This is a genomic window from Pseudoflavonifractor sp. (genome assembly GCF_050943825.1).
In the GTDB taxonomy this organism is placed as follows: domain Bacteria; phylum Bacillota; class Clostridia; order Oscillospirales; family Oscillospiraceae; genus Pseudoflavonifractor.
In genome coordinates, this window is sequence record NZ_JBMNPX010000008.1 from 98191 (window position 1) to 111726 (window position 13536).

11 protein-coding genes are annotated in these 13536 nt (G+C 48.8%); 6 read left to right on the forward strand and 5 right to left on the reverse strand.

Annotated elements, in window-relative coordinates; translation table 11 throughout:
• Positions 1-235: 235 nt before the first annotated feature.
• Positions 236-655 (reverse strand): GNAT family N-acetyltransferase, encoded by a 420-nt coding sequence (locus ACOX7T_RS08950; RefSeq protein WP_433441936.1) that lies wholly within the window; start codon positions 653-655, stop codon positions 236-238.
• A 327-nt stretch (positions 656-982) separates the two neighbouring features.
• Here ACOX7T_RS08950 and ACOX7T_RS08955 point away from each other — a divergent pair, with 327 nt between their 5' ends.
• The 5 genes from ACOX7T_RS08955 to ACOX7T_RS08975 all read left to right on the forward strand — a co-directional run bounded on the left by ACOX7T_RS08955 (position 983) and on the right by ACOX7T_RS08975 (position 7902).
• The gene (locus ACOX7T_RS08955; RefSeq protein WP_087170146.1) at positions 983-2287 is read left to right on the forward strand and encodes an RNA-binding domain-containing protein; all 1305 of its coding nucleotides are present in this window, start codon (positions 983-985) and stop codon (positions 2285-2287) included.
• A gap of 26 nt (positions 2288-2313) precedes the next feature.
• Positions 2314-5250, forward strand: coding sequence for a TOTE conflict system archaeo-eukaryotic primase domain-containing protein (locus ACOX7T_RS08960; RefSeq protein ID WP_433441940.1), 2937 nt, complete (start codon positions 2314-2316; stop codon positions 5248-5250).
• A 607-nt stretch (positions 5251-5857) separates the two neighbouring features.
• Positions 5858-6568, forward strand: coding sequence for a tyrosine-type recombinase/integrase (locus tag ACOX7T_RS08965; protein ID WP_433441942.1), 711 nt, complete (start codon positions 5858-5860; stop codon positions 6566-6568).
• The gene (locus tag ACOX7T_RS08970; RefSeq protein ID WP_433441944.1) at positions 6565-7533 is read left to right on the forward strand and encodes a tyrosine-type recombinase/integrase; all 969 of its coding nucleotides are present in this window, start codon (positions 6565-6567) and stop codon (positions 7531-7533) included. Before ACOX7T_RS08965 ends, ACOX7T_RS08970 begins: the two co-directional genes overlap by 4 nt.
• 54 nt (positions 7534-7587) lie before the next feature.
• Positions 7588-7902: a DUF6809 family protein gene (locus ACOX7T_RS08975; RefSeq protein WP_433441946.1), complete on the forward strand. Its 315-nt coding sequence runs from the start codon at positions 7588-7590 to the stop codon at positions 7900-7902.
• A 56-nt stretch (positions 7903-7958) separates the two neighbouring features.
• Here the strand turns inward: ACOX7T_RS08975 and ACOX7T_RS08980 are convergent, their stop codons facing one another.
• The 4 genes from ACOX7T_RS08980 to ACOX7T_RS08995 all read right to left on the reverse strand — a co-directional run bounded on the left by ACOX7T_RS08980 (position 7959) and on the right by ACOX7T_RS08995 (position 12200).
• Entirely contained in the window at positions 7959-8621 is a 663-nt protein-coding gene (locus tag ACOX7T_RS08980) for an anti-sigma factor family protein (RefSeq protein ID WP_433441948.1), read from the reverse strand.
• Entirely contained in the window at positions 8618-9088 is a 471-nt protein-coding gene (locus ACOX7T_RS08985; protein ID WP_433441950.1) for an RNA polymerase sigma factor, read from the reverse strand. Before ACOX7T_RS08985 ends, ACOX7T_RS08980 begins: the two co-directional genes overlap by 4 nt.
• Positions 9089-9411: 323 nt before the next feature.
• A complete protein-coding gene (locus ACOX7T_RS08990; protein WP_433441952.1) occupies positions 9412-10806 on the reverse strand; it encodes a DNA adenine methylase in 1395 nt (464 codons plus the stop codon).
• A gap of 53 nt (positions 10807-10859) precedes the next feature.
• A complete protein-coding gene (locus ACOX7T_RS08995; RefSeq protein ID WP_433441954.1) occupies positions 10860-12200 on the reverse strand; it encodes an ATP-binding protein in 1341 nt (446 codons plus the stop codon).
• A gap of 342 nt (positions 12201-12542) precedes the next feature.
• On the opposite strand from ACOX7T_RS08995, the gene ACOX7T_RS09000 reads away from it, so the two are divergent.
• The gene (locus tag ACOX7T_RS09000) at positions 12543-13250 is read left to right on the forward strand and encodes a hypothetical protein (protein WP_433441956.1); all 708 of its coding nucleotides are present in this window, start codon (positions 12543-12545) and stop codon (positions 13248-13250) included.
• Positions 13251-13536 lie beyond the last annotated feature (286 nt).

A 13536-nucleotide genomic window follows, 5' to 3' on the forward strand; every position in this document is an offset into this window, starting at 1 on the left:
CCTGGTGGGCCGGTTTTCGCTGTCTGTGGGCAAACATGTGGTCAAGTGGCGCATAGAATGAGTCTGCAATCTGAATGCAGGACAAAAACAACTCTGTTTGCGGGATATTTGGATACTTTCAAGGAGAATTAGTTAGCAAGGTTGGAATGACTGTTGGTTGGGCTGGGAGAAACAAAGAATACCGCCCGCCGACATCCGTAGATGCTTAGCGGGCGGTATTCTTATCTGCACATTATCAATCGGACTGCTTTAGGTCCCATCCTTTTTTCAGGAGAGCATACTGCACGGTATTTTCATACCTGAGTGTTCCATCGGGATTTTTCAAGAAGGAGATGAATTCGAAGAACACACCCTCCTGGCGCATACCCAGTTTTTCGCACAGGTGCTGGCTGGAAAGATTGTAGTCCTCGGTATAGGCGTAAATGCGCCTTGCGCCCTTTTGGGAGAAGCGGTGGTCAAGAAACGCGTAGACGGCATCAAAGGCGTACCCTTTGCCCTGATAGGCTTCATTCAGCATCCAGCAGGGGCTGAAGGTGTTCCGCGTGGCGTTCTTATTCCCGTGGGACTTGCCCACCGCTGGGTATTGGTCGAAGTGCGGGGACTCGAACCACGGGCCTCCTGCTCCCAAACGTGTGTCAGAACTTTCAAACAGCACTCTGCCGCCCTCTTTGACGCTTTCCGTTGCTCCGCCAGTTCCTCTTTAGAACTCTTTTGCCCTGCTTGTTTCAAGAAAATCTTTCGTCTTTTGGGATTTGTGTGGGATTGGATTCTGTATATTAAAAGATGTTCCGTCCGGTTTTAGGGGGCGATGACAGGACGGTTCATCTCAGAGCAGAGGCGCAGGAAATGCGCCGCATAAACAAAGAAATACTCTGGGCCGTGGGCTTTGACAACACGGAATAATTTTCTTGTCAGATGAATACAAATTGACAAGAATGACAAGAATGATTATAATGACAACTAAGAAAAGGAGGCGCTGTGTATGGCATTTGTTGAGAGTGAAGTTGTTGAACTGAAAGCAGAGGTCGTGGGAGATATCTGCAAAGAAGTCATTGCCTTTGCCAATACAAAAGGCGGTACGCTGTATATTGGCGTCAGCAACGATGGAAATGTCTTGGGGGTCAAAAACGCCGACCAAGTCATTTTGCAGCTAAACAATATGATTCGAGATTCCATCAAGCCTGATGTGACAATGTTTGTGGGCTACGAAAACCAACACGTCGGCGACAAGGATATCATTGCTGTGACCATTCAAAAAGGAACCGACCGGCCCTATTATCTGGGCAGTAAGGGATTGAAACCCAGTGGGGTCTATGTCAGAAACGGCACATCTTCTGACCCGGCTACAGATACTGCGATCCGAAGAATGATCAAAGAAACCGATGGTGACAGCTTCGAATCCATGCGTTCGCTGGAACAGAACCTCAGCTTTGAAGCGGCAGAGAAGCAATTTGAAAAGCAGAATATCCCATTTGATGCTGCAAAAATGCAGACCCTTGGGATGATTTCCGCAGATGGTATCTACTCCAATGTGGCGCTGCTCCTGTCCGATCAGTGTCCCAGCACCATTAAGGCGGCGACCTTCTCGGGAGAAGATAAAGGAACTTTTCAGGACAGAAGGGAATTTGACGGTTCGCTGTTTCAGCAAATGGAGGAGCTGTACAGCTATCTGGATATGCGTAACCAGACAAAGGCAACTTTTGATGGGCTATACCGAATCGACACACGGGATTATCCGGAAGATGCACTGCGGGAAGCGCTGCTGAACTCGCTGGTCCACAGAGACTATTCCTTCCGTGCAAGCACCCTGGTCAGTGTATATGCCGACAGAATTGAATTTGTCTCTGTAGGCGGACTGCTTTCCGGCATTGAACTGGATGACATTATGCTGGGACTCTCGGTTTGCCGAAATCCCAAGCTGGCAGCCATATTTTATCGTCTGCAGCTGATTGAGGCATACGGCACGGGTATGCCTAAAATTATGAACGCCTATGGGGAGACGGAATTGAAACCAAAAATCGAGGTATCAAGCAACGCATTCAAAATCACGCTGCCAAACAGGAACGCCGGCGCAAATCATACAGAGACATTGATTGGCACGGTCAAAGGCGATGAAAAGCGGATTCTGGATTTCATTGGTTCCCATGGCCATATCGTACGCCGTGATGTGGATCAGCTGCTGGATGTAAGCCAAGCCACAGCCAACCGAATTCTGAAACACATGGTCGCCAAGGGCCTGATTTATCAGGATGGAAACGGCAGGAAAACAAAGTATAGACGGAAGTGACTGTGGGTGTGGAGGGGGGACTGTGTATGAATAGAAAAGCGATCATCAATAACCGGGAGTATGCGCTTCTTGAAATTGTCCCGTCTCTGGATGGAGGGCAGGCGCTGCTTCTCTGTGAAGATGAAAACGGCAAAAGGGCGGTATGCTCCGAGCCGCTGTGGCGCAGCTGTGCGCTAACGGATGTGCAGTCTGCTCCGGTTCACGCACACAGCTCCTCACAGGAGAAAATCGAGTATTTCCTCTCTGTTTTCAAAGGGCGGGAAGATGTATATGCACGCCGATATCACAGCACGACCACCGGGAAAACCGGTTACACCCCAGTCTGTAAAAATGAATGGGTGCATGGCCTGTGTGATAAAAAGAAATACAGGTGCGTAGAGTGCCCCAACCGTGAGTTTCGGCCACTCACGGCCGATGTGGTCAAGGCGCATTTGATGGGCCGTGATGCTTTGTGCAGAGATGTGGCGGCAATCTATCCGATGCTGGAGGACAACAGGACCTGGCTGTTGGCTGCGGATTTTGATGAAGAAAACTGGAAGCTTGATGTGACTGCATTTTGCAAATCCTGCAAAGAAGCAGGACTTGTACCAGCAGTGGAACGCTCCCGTTCCGGAAACGGCGCACATATCTGGTTTTTCTTTTCGGAGCCTGTTTCTGCCGCCGATGCCAGGCGCTTGGGGACCGGTTTGCTGACCCGAACCATGTCGTGCAGACATGAGCTATCCTTTTCATCCTATGACCGGTTGTTCCCGTCTCAGGATATTGTGCCGAAGGGCGGTTTTGGGAATTTGATTGCCCTGCCATTTCAAGGCCAGGCGCAGAAAGACGGAAATTCTCTGTTTGTGGATGATCACTTTGAGCCTTATCCCGATCAGTGGGCGTTTCTGTCCTCCCTGCCCAAAATTACACCGGAACAGTTGGAAGAATGTCTGGGGAAACTATGTCATCATGGCGACATGGGAGAACTGGAAGATGCTGGGGAGAAGCAAGTGCCATGGAAGCGCAAGCGAACCCAGACAAAACTGACACACAGAGATTTTCCGCTGCAGGTAAGCCTGTATAGTTCCAATCTGATCTATATTTATATTGAGAAAAAAGACTTCTCTCAAGGGGCATTGAATACGCTCAAGAGACTTGCGGCGTTTCCAAATCCGGAATTTCGCTCCAAGCAAGCCATGCGCATTTCCGTTTATGGCGTTCCTCGTGTTCTGGACTGCGGCTATGAAGATGAGGAATACATCGGCCTTCCCCGTGGTTGCATGGATGAGATTCTGGGGTTATTTGATCAATATGAAATCCCTGTCATTCTGGAAGATCACAGATCACTGGGACGTTCCATTGATGTGGAATTCAATGGGGTGCTGCGCCCAGAACAGGAACCTGCTGCCCAGGCCCTGCTTGCCGCAGACATGGGCGTTCTCTCAGCAACTACTGCGTTTGGAAAAACTGTGATTGGCGCCTATCTGATTGGACAGCGCAAAGTCAATACTCTGGTATTGGTGCAGTCCAGCGCATTGCTGGAACAGTGGAAATCCTCGCTGGAACAATTTCTGAATGTTCATGAGGTTCTGCCGGAACTTCCAAAAAAGCGCGGCAGGAAGAAAAAACAGTACCTCATTGGCCAAATCGGCAGCGGAAAGAATTCCCGCAGTGGGATTGTCGATATTGCCACCATGCAGTCCCTGCTTGAGGGAGAAGAAAAGACGGTAAAGTCTTTTGTGACAGAGTACGGAATGGTCATTGTAGATGAGTGCCATCATGTGGCCGCATTCACCTTCGAAACCGTGCTGAAAGCAGTTGAAGCCAAATATGTTTACGGTTTGTCTGCTACTCCTGTCCGCAAGGACGGTCATCATCCCATCATCTTTATGCAGTGCGGCCCTGTCCGGTATTTGGTGGACGCCAAAAGTCAGGCAGAAAAGCGAAGCTTTTCTCACATTGTAATTCCCAGATTTACACGCATGAGGCTACCAAATGCCAATGGGATTCAGGATATGTACGTCGGAGTAATTGAAAATCAAAACAGGAACGAACTGTTGGTGTCAGACACTTTGAAGTTGATACAGGAGGGGCGTACACCGATTCTGCTGACGGAGCGGAAGGAACACGCTGTATTGCTTGCTGGTTGTCTGTCGGATCAAGTGAAAAATGTCTTTCTGCTTATTGGTAGTGAGAAGCAAAAGGATAAGCGTGAAAAGCTGGCAGCATTGCAGAATGTGCCTGACGATGAGGACGTGGTGGTCGTTGCCACCGGAAAGTATATTGGAGAGGGATTTGACTCTCCGCGGCTGGACACCTTGCTTCTGGCGATGCCCATATCGTGGAAAGGTACATTGGCACAGTATGCCGGACGTCTCCATAGAAATTATGAAGGAAAGCAGGAAGCTCGCATCTATGATTATGTGGATATCCATGTTCCCACCCTGGAGCGGATGTATCATAAACGCCTGAAGGGCTATGCGGAACTGGGATATCAGGTCAAATTCGGTGCAGCGGATCAGTCTGTCAGCGTGATTTACGACGGATACTCATCTATGCTTCCCTTTGAGCAGGACCTGGATGATGCCGCCCGCAGCGTGGTTATCGTCAGTCCTTATCTGCAAAAAGGCAGAATCGTGAAACTTCTTCCCTCTTTACAGAAGGCGGTTGCTTCCGGTGTCGAAATTGCGATCCATACCAGAACGGCAGATAGCAGAGAACTATCAAATCAAGAAAGTGTGTGTGAAGCGATCAAGATGATGAGGCAGACAGGTATTGTGGTCCATACGCACAAAGAACTGAATCAGCGGTATGCCGTCGTTGATGAAAGCGTTGTGTGGTATGGCGGCGTGGATTTTCTTGCGTTTGGCAGAAAAGATACGGATGTGCTTCGGTTCAAAAATCCAGACATTGCCGGTGAGTTCCTGGCACTTTCTGGTCATGCAGAAAGCGAACAGCTTGTCATGGAAGATGTTTCTATGTAGGGGTCGTCTTCGGGATATTTCCGCATTTGGGATTACACGAAATGGAGAAAAGGGGTAGAGAAAAACCGCTGCTTTCTGCTGCTTTTCAATGCTCTTTAACCCTGTTTGGCAGTGTTTGGTCCGGCGTGTGGGGTTCGAATGTCTGGGAATGCGGTCCCAAACGTGTGTCGGAACCTTCAGCCGACACTCTACTGCCCTCTTTGGCCCTTTCTGCTGCTCCGGCAATTCCTCTTTGACACTCTTTTGCCCTGCGTGTTTCAAGCAAAACTTTCTCCTTTTGGGATGGGTGTGGGATTGGATTCTGTATATTAAAAGAAGTGCCGTCCGGGCTGGCGATGATAGCAGGGCCAGACCACCGCAGAAAATGCGCCGCATAAACAAAGAATAAGACCTGGCGCGGCATGCCCGTTCTCAAAAAGCGGAAAATGTGTATGCAGTTGCAATAACTCGCTCATAATCAGATTCTTGTCATGTAATCAGCAGATGACAAGAAAGACAACAAGTGGTATTGTTCGGAACAGGCATTCTTCTGCAAACAGTCCATTCTTTCCGGTAGCTATTTTCCTCTTTCTGTGGTATTGTTCGGTTGCCGAAAGGAGGCGACGATATGCAAAAAGGAAACAACTGCACCGTAGGCCAGTGGTGCGACCGCTGGTTTTGTGAGAATCAAAGCAGATGGAGCGGCAGCACAGTGGGCGGATACCGCAACCTGCTCTACCGCCACATCCTCCCCGGGATCGGGTGCATCCCGCTGGCGGAACTGTCAGAAGATTCCGTTACTGACTTCTACGACAGTCTGCGGAGCCAGGGGCTCAGCGCCAGAAGTGTCTGGTGCGTCCATCTGCTCCTGCGGCGCTGTATGGACAAAGCGGCCCGTGACCAGGCCATTCCCTATAACCCGGTGCGGCTCTGCCAGGAGCCGCAGGCAGACGAATATAAGACTGCTCCCTTACGCCTGGGACAACTTCAGCGGTACCTGAACGCGGCGGAACAGCTTGGCGTACTCCCTCTCATCTACACAGGACTATCCAGCGGCCTGCGGCAATGTGAACTTATCACCTTGTCGTGGGCCGATTTTCATATCCGCTGCCGGTATATCCTCAAGGGACGGCGCCTGCTGGCCCTCAACCGCAAGGCGGAGCATCTTCTGGAACAGATACCGGAAACCGACTGCTATGTGTTTCTCAACCCCAAGACCGAAGCGTCGTATCAGCTCCACGAGCTCTACTACCTGCACAAGCGGATACTGAAACAGGCCGGCCTGCCGTGGGTGGCCTTCCGGAATCTGCAGCGCCAATGCATGGAGGTGGGGATATGACGCTGAAAGAGTACATCGTTCACTGGCAGGAGGTCTATGACAAGAAGCAGAGCCGCCCGACCACATACGCCGCTCATGGGTATCTCTTCAAAAACCACATCCTCCCCGGCTTGGGGAATATACCTCTGGAGGAGTTGACTGCGGAACAGGTCGGAGATTTTCTGGAGGAGCGAAAACACTTTGGCGGTCACCGCCCGGAGAACCCTGAATATCCAGGGCTGGGAGAACACACCATGCGGCACATCCACCGACTGCTCCAGCAGTGCCTGGACCGAGCGATCCGGGACGGCCTGATAGCGGAAAACCCCGCCCGTGCGTTTCATTATCCAAAGCCCAAGAAGGTCAGCGCCAATGTGCTGATGCCAGCAGAAGTGGAAGACTATCTGGATGCGGCGGAGCGGTTAGGTTACCTCCCCATGTTCCTGCTGGCACTGACCGCGGGCCTTCGGCAAGGCGAACTGATTGCGCTGAAGTGGAGTGACCTGGACACGAAGGAGCGGACGCTGACCATCACCGAGAAACGCTCGGTGGAACGGCGGGAGCTGGTGGAGTACGAAGGTGGCACCAGGATCATCACCCTGACCCCGGAAGTAGTTGAACTACTGCGCCTGGAACACGCCAAACACCCCAGCAGTTCGCTCATGTTTATGCACCCGGCTACCCAGAGGCCCTACTCACCGCAGATGGTGCGCCGTCTGCACAATGAGGTCATCAAAGAGGCCGGGCTGGATCACATCCGGTTTGCGGATCTCCGGCACACCTGCGCCGTCCTGTCGCTGAAAAACGGAATGGACACGAAAGAGGTTTCTCAGATGCTGGGCCACTTCAGAACCGCAATGACCCAGCAGAACTATGCGCCATACCTGGCCCATACTGTCGCCGAAAGCGAAAGCAAGCCCAATGAAGCGTCTACAGAAGATCTTAGGGAAGCGGCAAATATTCTGGATAATCTTCTGAAATTCTGATGGATATTCTACGGAAGGTGTGGTATATGTTTGAGTCACAAGGAGATGATGACCATGGAAAACAAACTGCTTAAAGAGCTGTATGATTACTTTTATGTCCGCCCTGAGCTTGACGAACAGGAAAACGAAGTGGAGGAGTGCCATAAAGCATTGATCGCAGCTTTGGAAAAACCGGAGCGAAAACTTGTACTGCGGATCATCGACGCCCAGAACTATATCACAGAACAGACCTCACTCGACAGTTTTATTGCCGGCTTTGAACTGGCGTGGAGGCTCTCAATAGAACTGCAAAATGAGGAAAACGAGCGCTCATTCTCCTATCGGACCAGGAGAACGGGCGCTCGTTGTGTATGGGATGACGAAATATAAAATGAGCCTGGGCAGCCCTCGAAAAGCTGCCCAGGCATTCTGCGTGTGGGCTTGGTTCAGCGTTCCCACAGAAGGACCGCATCCGCCACGGCCTGCTCAAATTCGGCCTGCGCCAGACCGGGGAGCTGTAAATAATCTCCCACCAAATAGTAGACCGCATCCACCTGCCGATCTACTTGATAGGTAGCTGTCTCAAAGTCGGTCAGCAGCCCGTTGCCGATGCACAAATGTCCCTCACGGTTCGGCATCACATCCGAGCGAAGGGTACGGTCAAAATAGAGGAAAACAGCATTCCGTCCGTCTACCTCCCGGCTGAAGCCGTGGAAAGAATCGTAGCTCCCGCCGTGATAGTAGAGGTCGATTACCTCATCCACCGCAAGCTCTGCCGTCACCAGACCGTCCGTATAGGATACCGGCTGCGGAACATCGGCCGCACCTGCCAAAACAATGGAAAAAATCAGCATGACCACCACGGCGATCAGGACCGCCCGCCGGCGCCCACGGGAAAACTTCTTCTTCACTCCCTGAAGAACACGGGCTTCCGTTTCCGACTCAGGAGAGAGCGAGGGGACGGGAGCATCCTCTTTCATTTCCGCCAAACAGGCGCGGCATTCCTGACATTGTGCCACATGGGCTTCGATCTCCTGCTTGCTGGGCTCGCTGCACAGCCCGTCGCAGTACAGGGGCAGCAGGTCGCGGATGATATCACATTTCATCATAACCCCTCCTTAATTTTCTGTTTCGCACGATAATAAGTCACTCTGGCCCAGTTTTCAGATTTGCCAAACAATTCGCCGATCTGCGTATAGGGTAGTTCCGCAAAGACCCGCAGGGTGAACACCTCCCGGTATGGCTCTGGCAGAGCATGAAGCCGCTGATGGATCTGGCGGGCGTTTTCCTGGATGAGCAGATCCTCTTCTACATTCTGAGGGGAGGTCATCTGCTCCAGGGCTTCGTCACCAGCCTGCCGTTTTGCCTTTCTCAAGTAGGAGAGCCAACAGTTCTTCCCAATTTGGCACAGCCATACAGACAGACGGCATTTTCCTTGAAAAGAGGCGCTGTGTTCAATGGCACGGCAGAAGGTCTCCTGGGTCAATTCCTCTGCCAGTGCCTGGTTTCCGCAGAGTCCTGTCAGATAGCGGTACACCACAGGGAACTGCTCCTTGTACAGCTGGTCAAAATCCATCCACACCACCTCGCTTTCTGCCTATATGACGCACATCAATGTGGATTGTTACAAAATTGTTTTTGTCTTTTCGCTTTTCTTGAGAGAACAACTTTATCGCTCGTTTTTGAAATAGCAAGCGATAAAACAAACTTTCCAGCGAGTACAAACAGGTGGTTGTCAAACGCCCGACTCGTAGTCGCAGCAATTGCCGCCAGTTTTGCCGTGTGGATCGCTGTTTTAGGTGCCAGGATGATGGTGGCGGTGTAAAGGATAAATAATTAATATAAATTGCAGCGCCCATCGGTCGTCAGAAATGATCGATGGGCGCTATTTCGTGTTGATTATTTTAAATCTGTTTCAAGATATTGGCTATAGGTATAGATATTATCAGTTCCAACCAGTTTAGTAAGAAAAGCTCTGAACACTACATCTATTGGAACCGACACAAAGAAAAACAATCTTTTTTTGGGTCTTGAGCAACAAACATAAAATAGGTTTCTGTTTCTTTCATAAGAAGCTTGCTTTCCTTCGGGAACATTAGAGTGTCCTGTTATCATCGGTGCATAGGTTTCAAACTGATATAGATTCCAACCTTTGCTGATAACAAAGACAACATTGTCATATTCTTCGCCTTTAACGCCATGTTCAGTAGAAAACATAGCATCAGGAAACAAAAAATCAATCGCTGCGGTAAATTGCAGGTAGTCCAATTCTAAAAATGATTGAATGGAAGTATTGGAAACATACACTGTTTCCGGCGCTTTCTGATATAGATGATACCACCCATCCAATTTTGGAGGAATAGGAATCAATTTGGTTCGCTTGATTAACTCAAATACATCAATTGCTCTTTTGGTACGAGCAATTTCCAACTGCTGCTGTAGCTCCTTCCATTTGACTTTTTCGGATTTTTTCTTAATGGGAAAGCGTTTAATTCCAAGTGTATCAAAAAGCAACTGCATATTTGAATCTTTAAGTGCTTGATAGATTGGTTCAACGGTATCCATAAAGAACAACAGGAACGGATCTTCTTTATCTCTCAGCCCGTCATCTAAAATCTCTAAAAGTTGTTCGTACCCTTGCTGCGTAGCAAGGACTTTATGCGTTATCATTAGAACCTTTAGATCATCCTCTTTAGATGATTCACGCTTGATCTTCTCTGTGACATTATTTAGACGATTCTTTAATTCTTCCGCAGGTAATTCACCTTTTAGATTGCGTTCTGTCCGGCGAGGTCCAGTGTAATCGTCGCAGGTAATTACAATCACTTCTCCGTCAAAGCCATCTATTGCAGATGTTTGAGGCAAGTCAGGCCGCAAATCATTTAGGAGTTGAACAATCCGTGGTGCAGATCTGAAATTTGAGCCTTTCTTTATAATCTCAAGGTTCTCGTTTTCAATTAGGCCACAAGCTTTGTTGGACTGGTAAATAGTTTGCCAAGCATCACCAAAAAAACCGAATTGAGGGCCCTTTTGCTCTGCAATGAAGAAACTAATAAAACGATCAATGATCGGCTTATAGGAATCTTGATACTCATCAATTAAAATCAAAGGAATGTCGTTGCTAATGACATTTTTATATGACTTAAGAGCATAGCCAACAGAACCTGTTCCCGCAAATAGATCAACAACGGTTTGAATTGACTTATTCTTTATTATTGGGTCACATATATGGGAAATGATACGTGCTTTACTTCCCATATATTGAAGTGTAGAAATTTCGTTATATTGATTCATGCTATTCGCCTCAATGATTTTTAAAATTGTGGAGAGAAATTAGTCAATGTGAGTTATCTTAGCTGTTTCTCCATTGCTAAGCCAATTAGCCGATCAGTCTGATCTGTCATAAACAGTGGGATGTTCAGCACATCATCATCCAGTTTCAGATTATCCAGTGAGAACCGGACACGGAGTTTAACTTGATTCGGGAACAACTCTTTGAATTTCTTAAGGCTCCTGCTGGTGGTGTTAGTTTCGGACTTGACCTCCACAGGGAAAATATCATTTTCACGCTGAATTAGGAAATCCACCTCATAAGGAGGATTTGTCTGTGCCCAGTACCGGGGAGTCACTTCAAACTGTGTAATCAAAGTCTGAAGTACAAAATTTTCGGTTAATGCACCCTTGAATTCGGTAAATAACCGATTACCCTCGCCAAATGCAGTCGGTGCAAGCTGGGCCAGGCGGCGGAGGAGCCCCACATCTACCAGATAAATCTTAAAAGCAGATAGGTCATCATAAGCTGCCACAGGCAGGCCGGGAGCGGTGCTGCGGTAGATCTTATGCACCAGTCTGGCGTCCACCAACCACTGTAAGGCGTCCTCGTATTCACGGGCCCGTGCCCCTTCTTTGACTACCTTATAGATAAACTTTTTGTTTTCCCTCGCCAGCTGGGACGGTATGGATTTCCAAATCATTGAAATCTTGGGAAACTCGCTGATATTGGGGTGCTTGGCAAAGTCACGCTCATAAGCGCCAATAATCCCAGACAAGGCTTCCTGCATGGCATCCACATCCCTTGCCTCCGTCCACATCTTAACGGATTCTGGCATACCGCCGGTCACATAGTACATCTTCAACTTTTCATACAGAGGATTAAAGAAGGCATCAGGGATCGGCTCAATGGTGTTTACTGTCTCCAGATATTTTACCAGGTTCTCATCCCCATTGGCCAATAGGAATTCGGTAAAGGTCATGGGATCAATCTGCATGAAGTTGACTTTTCCGACAGGGAAAGAAGAAGGTTTTGCTAAGGCAATCCCCAGGAGAGAGCCGGCGCAGGCAATGTGATACTGCGGCGCATTCTCGCAGAAATACTTCATGGAATTGATGACCTTAGGGCAATCCTGTACCTCGTCAAAAATAATGAGGGTTTTCTCTGGCATAATCTTCTGACCACTTGCCAGCATGAGATTCTGCAAAATCCGGTCTACATCTTTTGTGGTTTCAAAAAATTGTTTGTACTCTTCGTTTTCATCAAAGTTGAAATAAGCAGTGTTTTCGTAGTAGCACTTGCCGAATTCTTTCAGAATCCAGGTCTTACCCACCTGGCGCACGCCTTTCAAAATCAGAGGCTTGCGATAGGGAGAATTCTTCCAGTTCAGCAGTTTCTTCAAAATCAATCGTTCCATATATACACCCCATCACACTTTTATGAGAGATTTAGTGCTCTTTTATCACAGTTTTATTATATGAGAAAAACTTGAAAATGCAACACCAATCACAAAATTATACTGGCTTTGATGACTTTCAATCACAATATTATTAAAATAGTGTTATGCAGCTTACCTGGGGGATTTTGCAATTAAGATTGCGGTTCGACTTTTGCCGTGCTATGATATGTAAATACCGGGTGTAGCAGTAGTCCAGTTGGATAGAGAGCACGCCTCCTAAATAGTTCAATGCTGTGTATGATAGGACAGTTTTTGGGCCAGTTTTTCTGCCCAGTACGCATTCCGGAGCGAGGTGACCAGATGGCAGAAAGAAAAATCCGCGCCGGGTACTACCGTCGGTATGACGGCAAGGTGGTCTATGTAATCTCTCTGGCCACCGATGCCGACACTGGCGAAGAGATGGTCATCTGGACCACCTACCCCTTTGCGGCTGTCCCCAGATACTACACCTCCAGCAAAAAGTCCTTCTGCGCTTTTATCGAAGTGAACGGAGAGCGGAAAGCTAAGTATAAGCGAAGGCTCAATATGAAGATCTCAGGGGAAGCCATAGAGCGGCTGGAGGAAGAAGGCTTCCGGGGACCGGTTCGTAAACGGCAGCGACCACAGCCGGATGAAGCATACGACTCCCGCGAGTACCAGCAGTCTCTTACCTACTACGCATACGCAAAAGATCTCTGCGAGCACTACAACTTCGACCGGAACAAATATCGTCTCTGCGTAAAGGAAAAAAGATTCGTTACCATCACTAAAAGCGACTTCGCCAAACTGAAAGAGGACCTGCAGTTTCTCGACAATGTCCTGAAAACGGTGCTGGTTACATACCAGGGCTATTTCCGGGAGCGGTTCGTGGATGGCCTGTCCATCCGCAGGTACGCGGAAGCCCATCAACTGAACCGTGGCAGCGTGGACTATCAGCAAAAGAAATTCTTCTCTGCTCTGGCCTCTCTGCTGAAAGAGCGGGACGAGGCGGAGGGAACATGCCGGCTGCTGAAACCAGTACAAAAGTAAATAATCCAACCTCAAACGGAGCGTCTGCGACAAAGCAGGCGCTCCGTTTTTCTGTCAAATGTATGTCAGTGGGATATATTTTCCCCTATACAAGTAGGGAGACAACTCGGACACCATCCAAAGATTATGTCAAACCTATGTCACATGCAAATGTTCGCAGCTAAAGAAGTAGAGGGAGTTTTGAGAAGGAGATGGTCAACATGAGAGAATCTGTCTACAAGAACTACGGTGAAGCAAAGGTGCTGGGCGTATCACCGTCCAGCGAGTATGAACTGATGTACCAACC

What these genes read in the sequence shown, in the direction of transcription:
- ACOX7T_RS08955 (WP_087170146.1), top strand. Translation starts at nt 983, where the DNA reads ATGGCATTTGTTGAGAGTGAAGTTGTTGAACTGAAAGCAGAGGTCGTG.
- ACOX7T_RS08985 (WP_433441950.1), bottom strand. Translation starts at nt 9,088, where the DNA reads ATGGATTTTGACCAGCTGTACAAGGAGCAGTTCCCTGTGGTGTACCGC.
- ACOX7T_RS08970 (WP_433441944.1), top strand. Translation starts at nt 6,565, where the DNA reads ATGACGCTGAAAGAGTACATCGTTCACTGGCAGGAGGTCTATGACAAG.
- ACOX7T_RS08975 (WP_433441946.1), top strand. Translation starts at nt 7,588, where the DNA reads ATGGAAAACAAACTGCTTAAAGAGCTGTATGATTACTTTTATGTCCGC.
- ACOX7T_RS08980 (WP_433441948.1), bottom strand. Translation starts at nt 8,621, where the DNA reads ATGATGAAATGTGATATCATCCGCGACCTGCTGCCCCTGTACTGCGAC.
- ACOX7T_RS08965 (WP_433441942.1), top strand. Translation starts at nt 5,858, where the DNA reads ATGCAAAAAGGAAACAACTGCACCGTAGGCCAGTGGTGCGACCGCTGG.
- ACOX7T_RS08995 (WP_433441954.1), bottom strand. Translation starts at nt 12,200, where the DNA reads ATGGAACGATTGATTTTGAAGAAACTGCTGAACTGGAAGAATTCTCCC.
- ACOX7T_RS08990 (WP_433441952.1), bottom strand. Translation starts at nt 10,806, where the DNA reads ATGAATCAATATAACGAAATTTCTACACTTCAATATATGGGAAGTAAA.
- ACOX7T_RS09000 (WP_433441956.1), top strand. Translation starts at nt 12,543, where the DNA reads ATGGCAGAAAGAAAAATCCGCGCCGGGTACTACCGTCGGTATGACGGC.
- ACOX7T_RS08960 (WP_433441940.1), top strand. Translation starts at nt 2,314, where the DNA reads ATGAATAGAAAAGCGATCATCAATAACCGGGAGTATGCGCTTCTTGAA.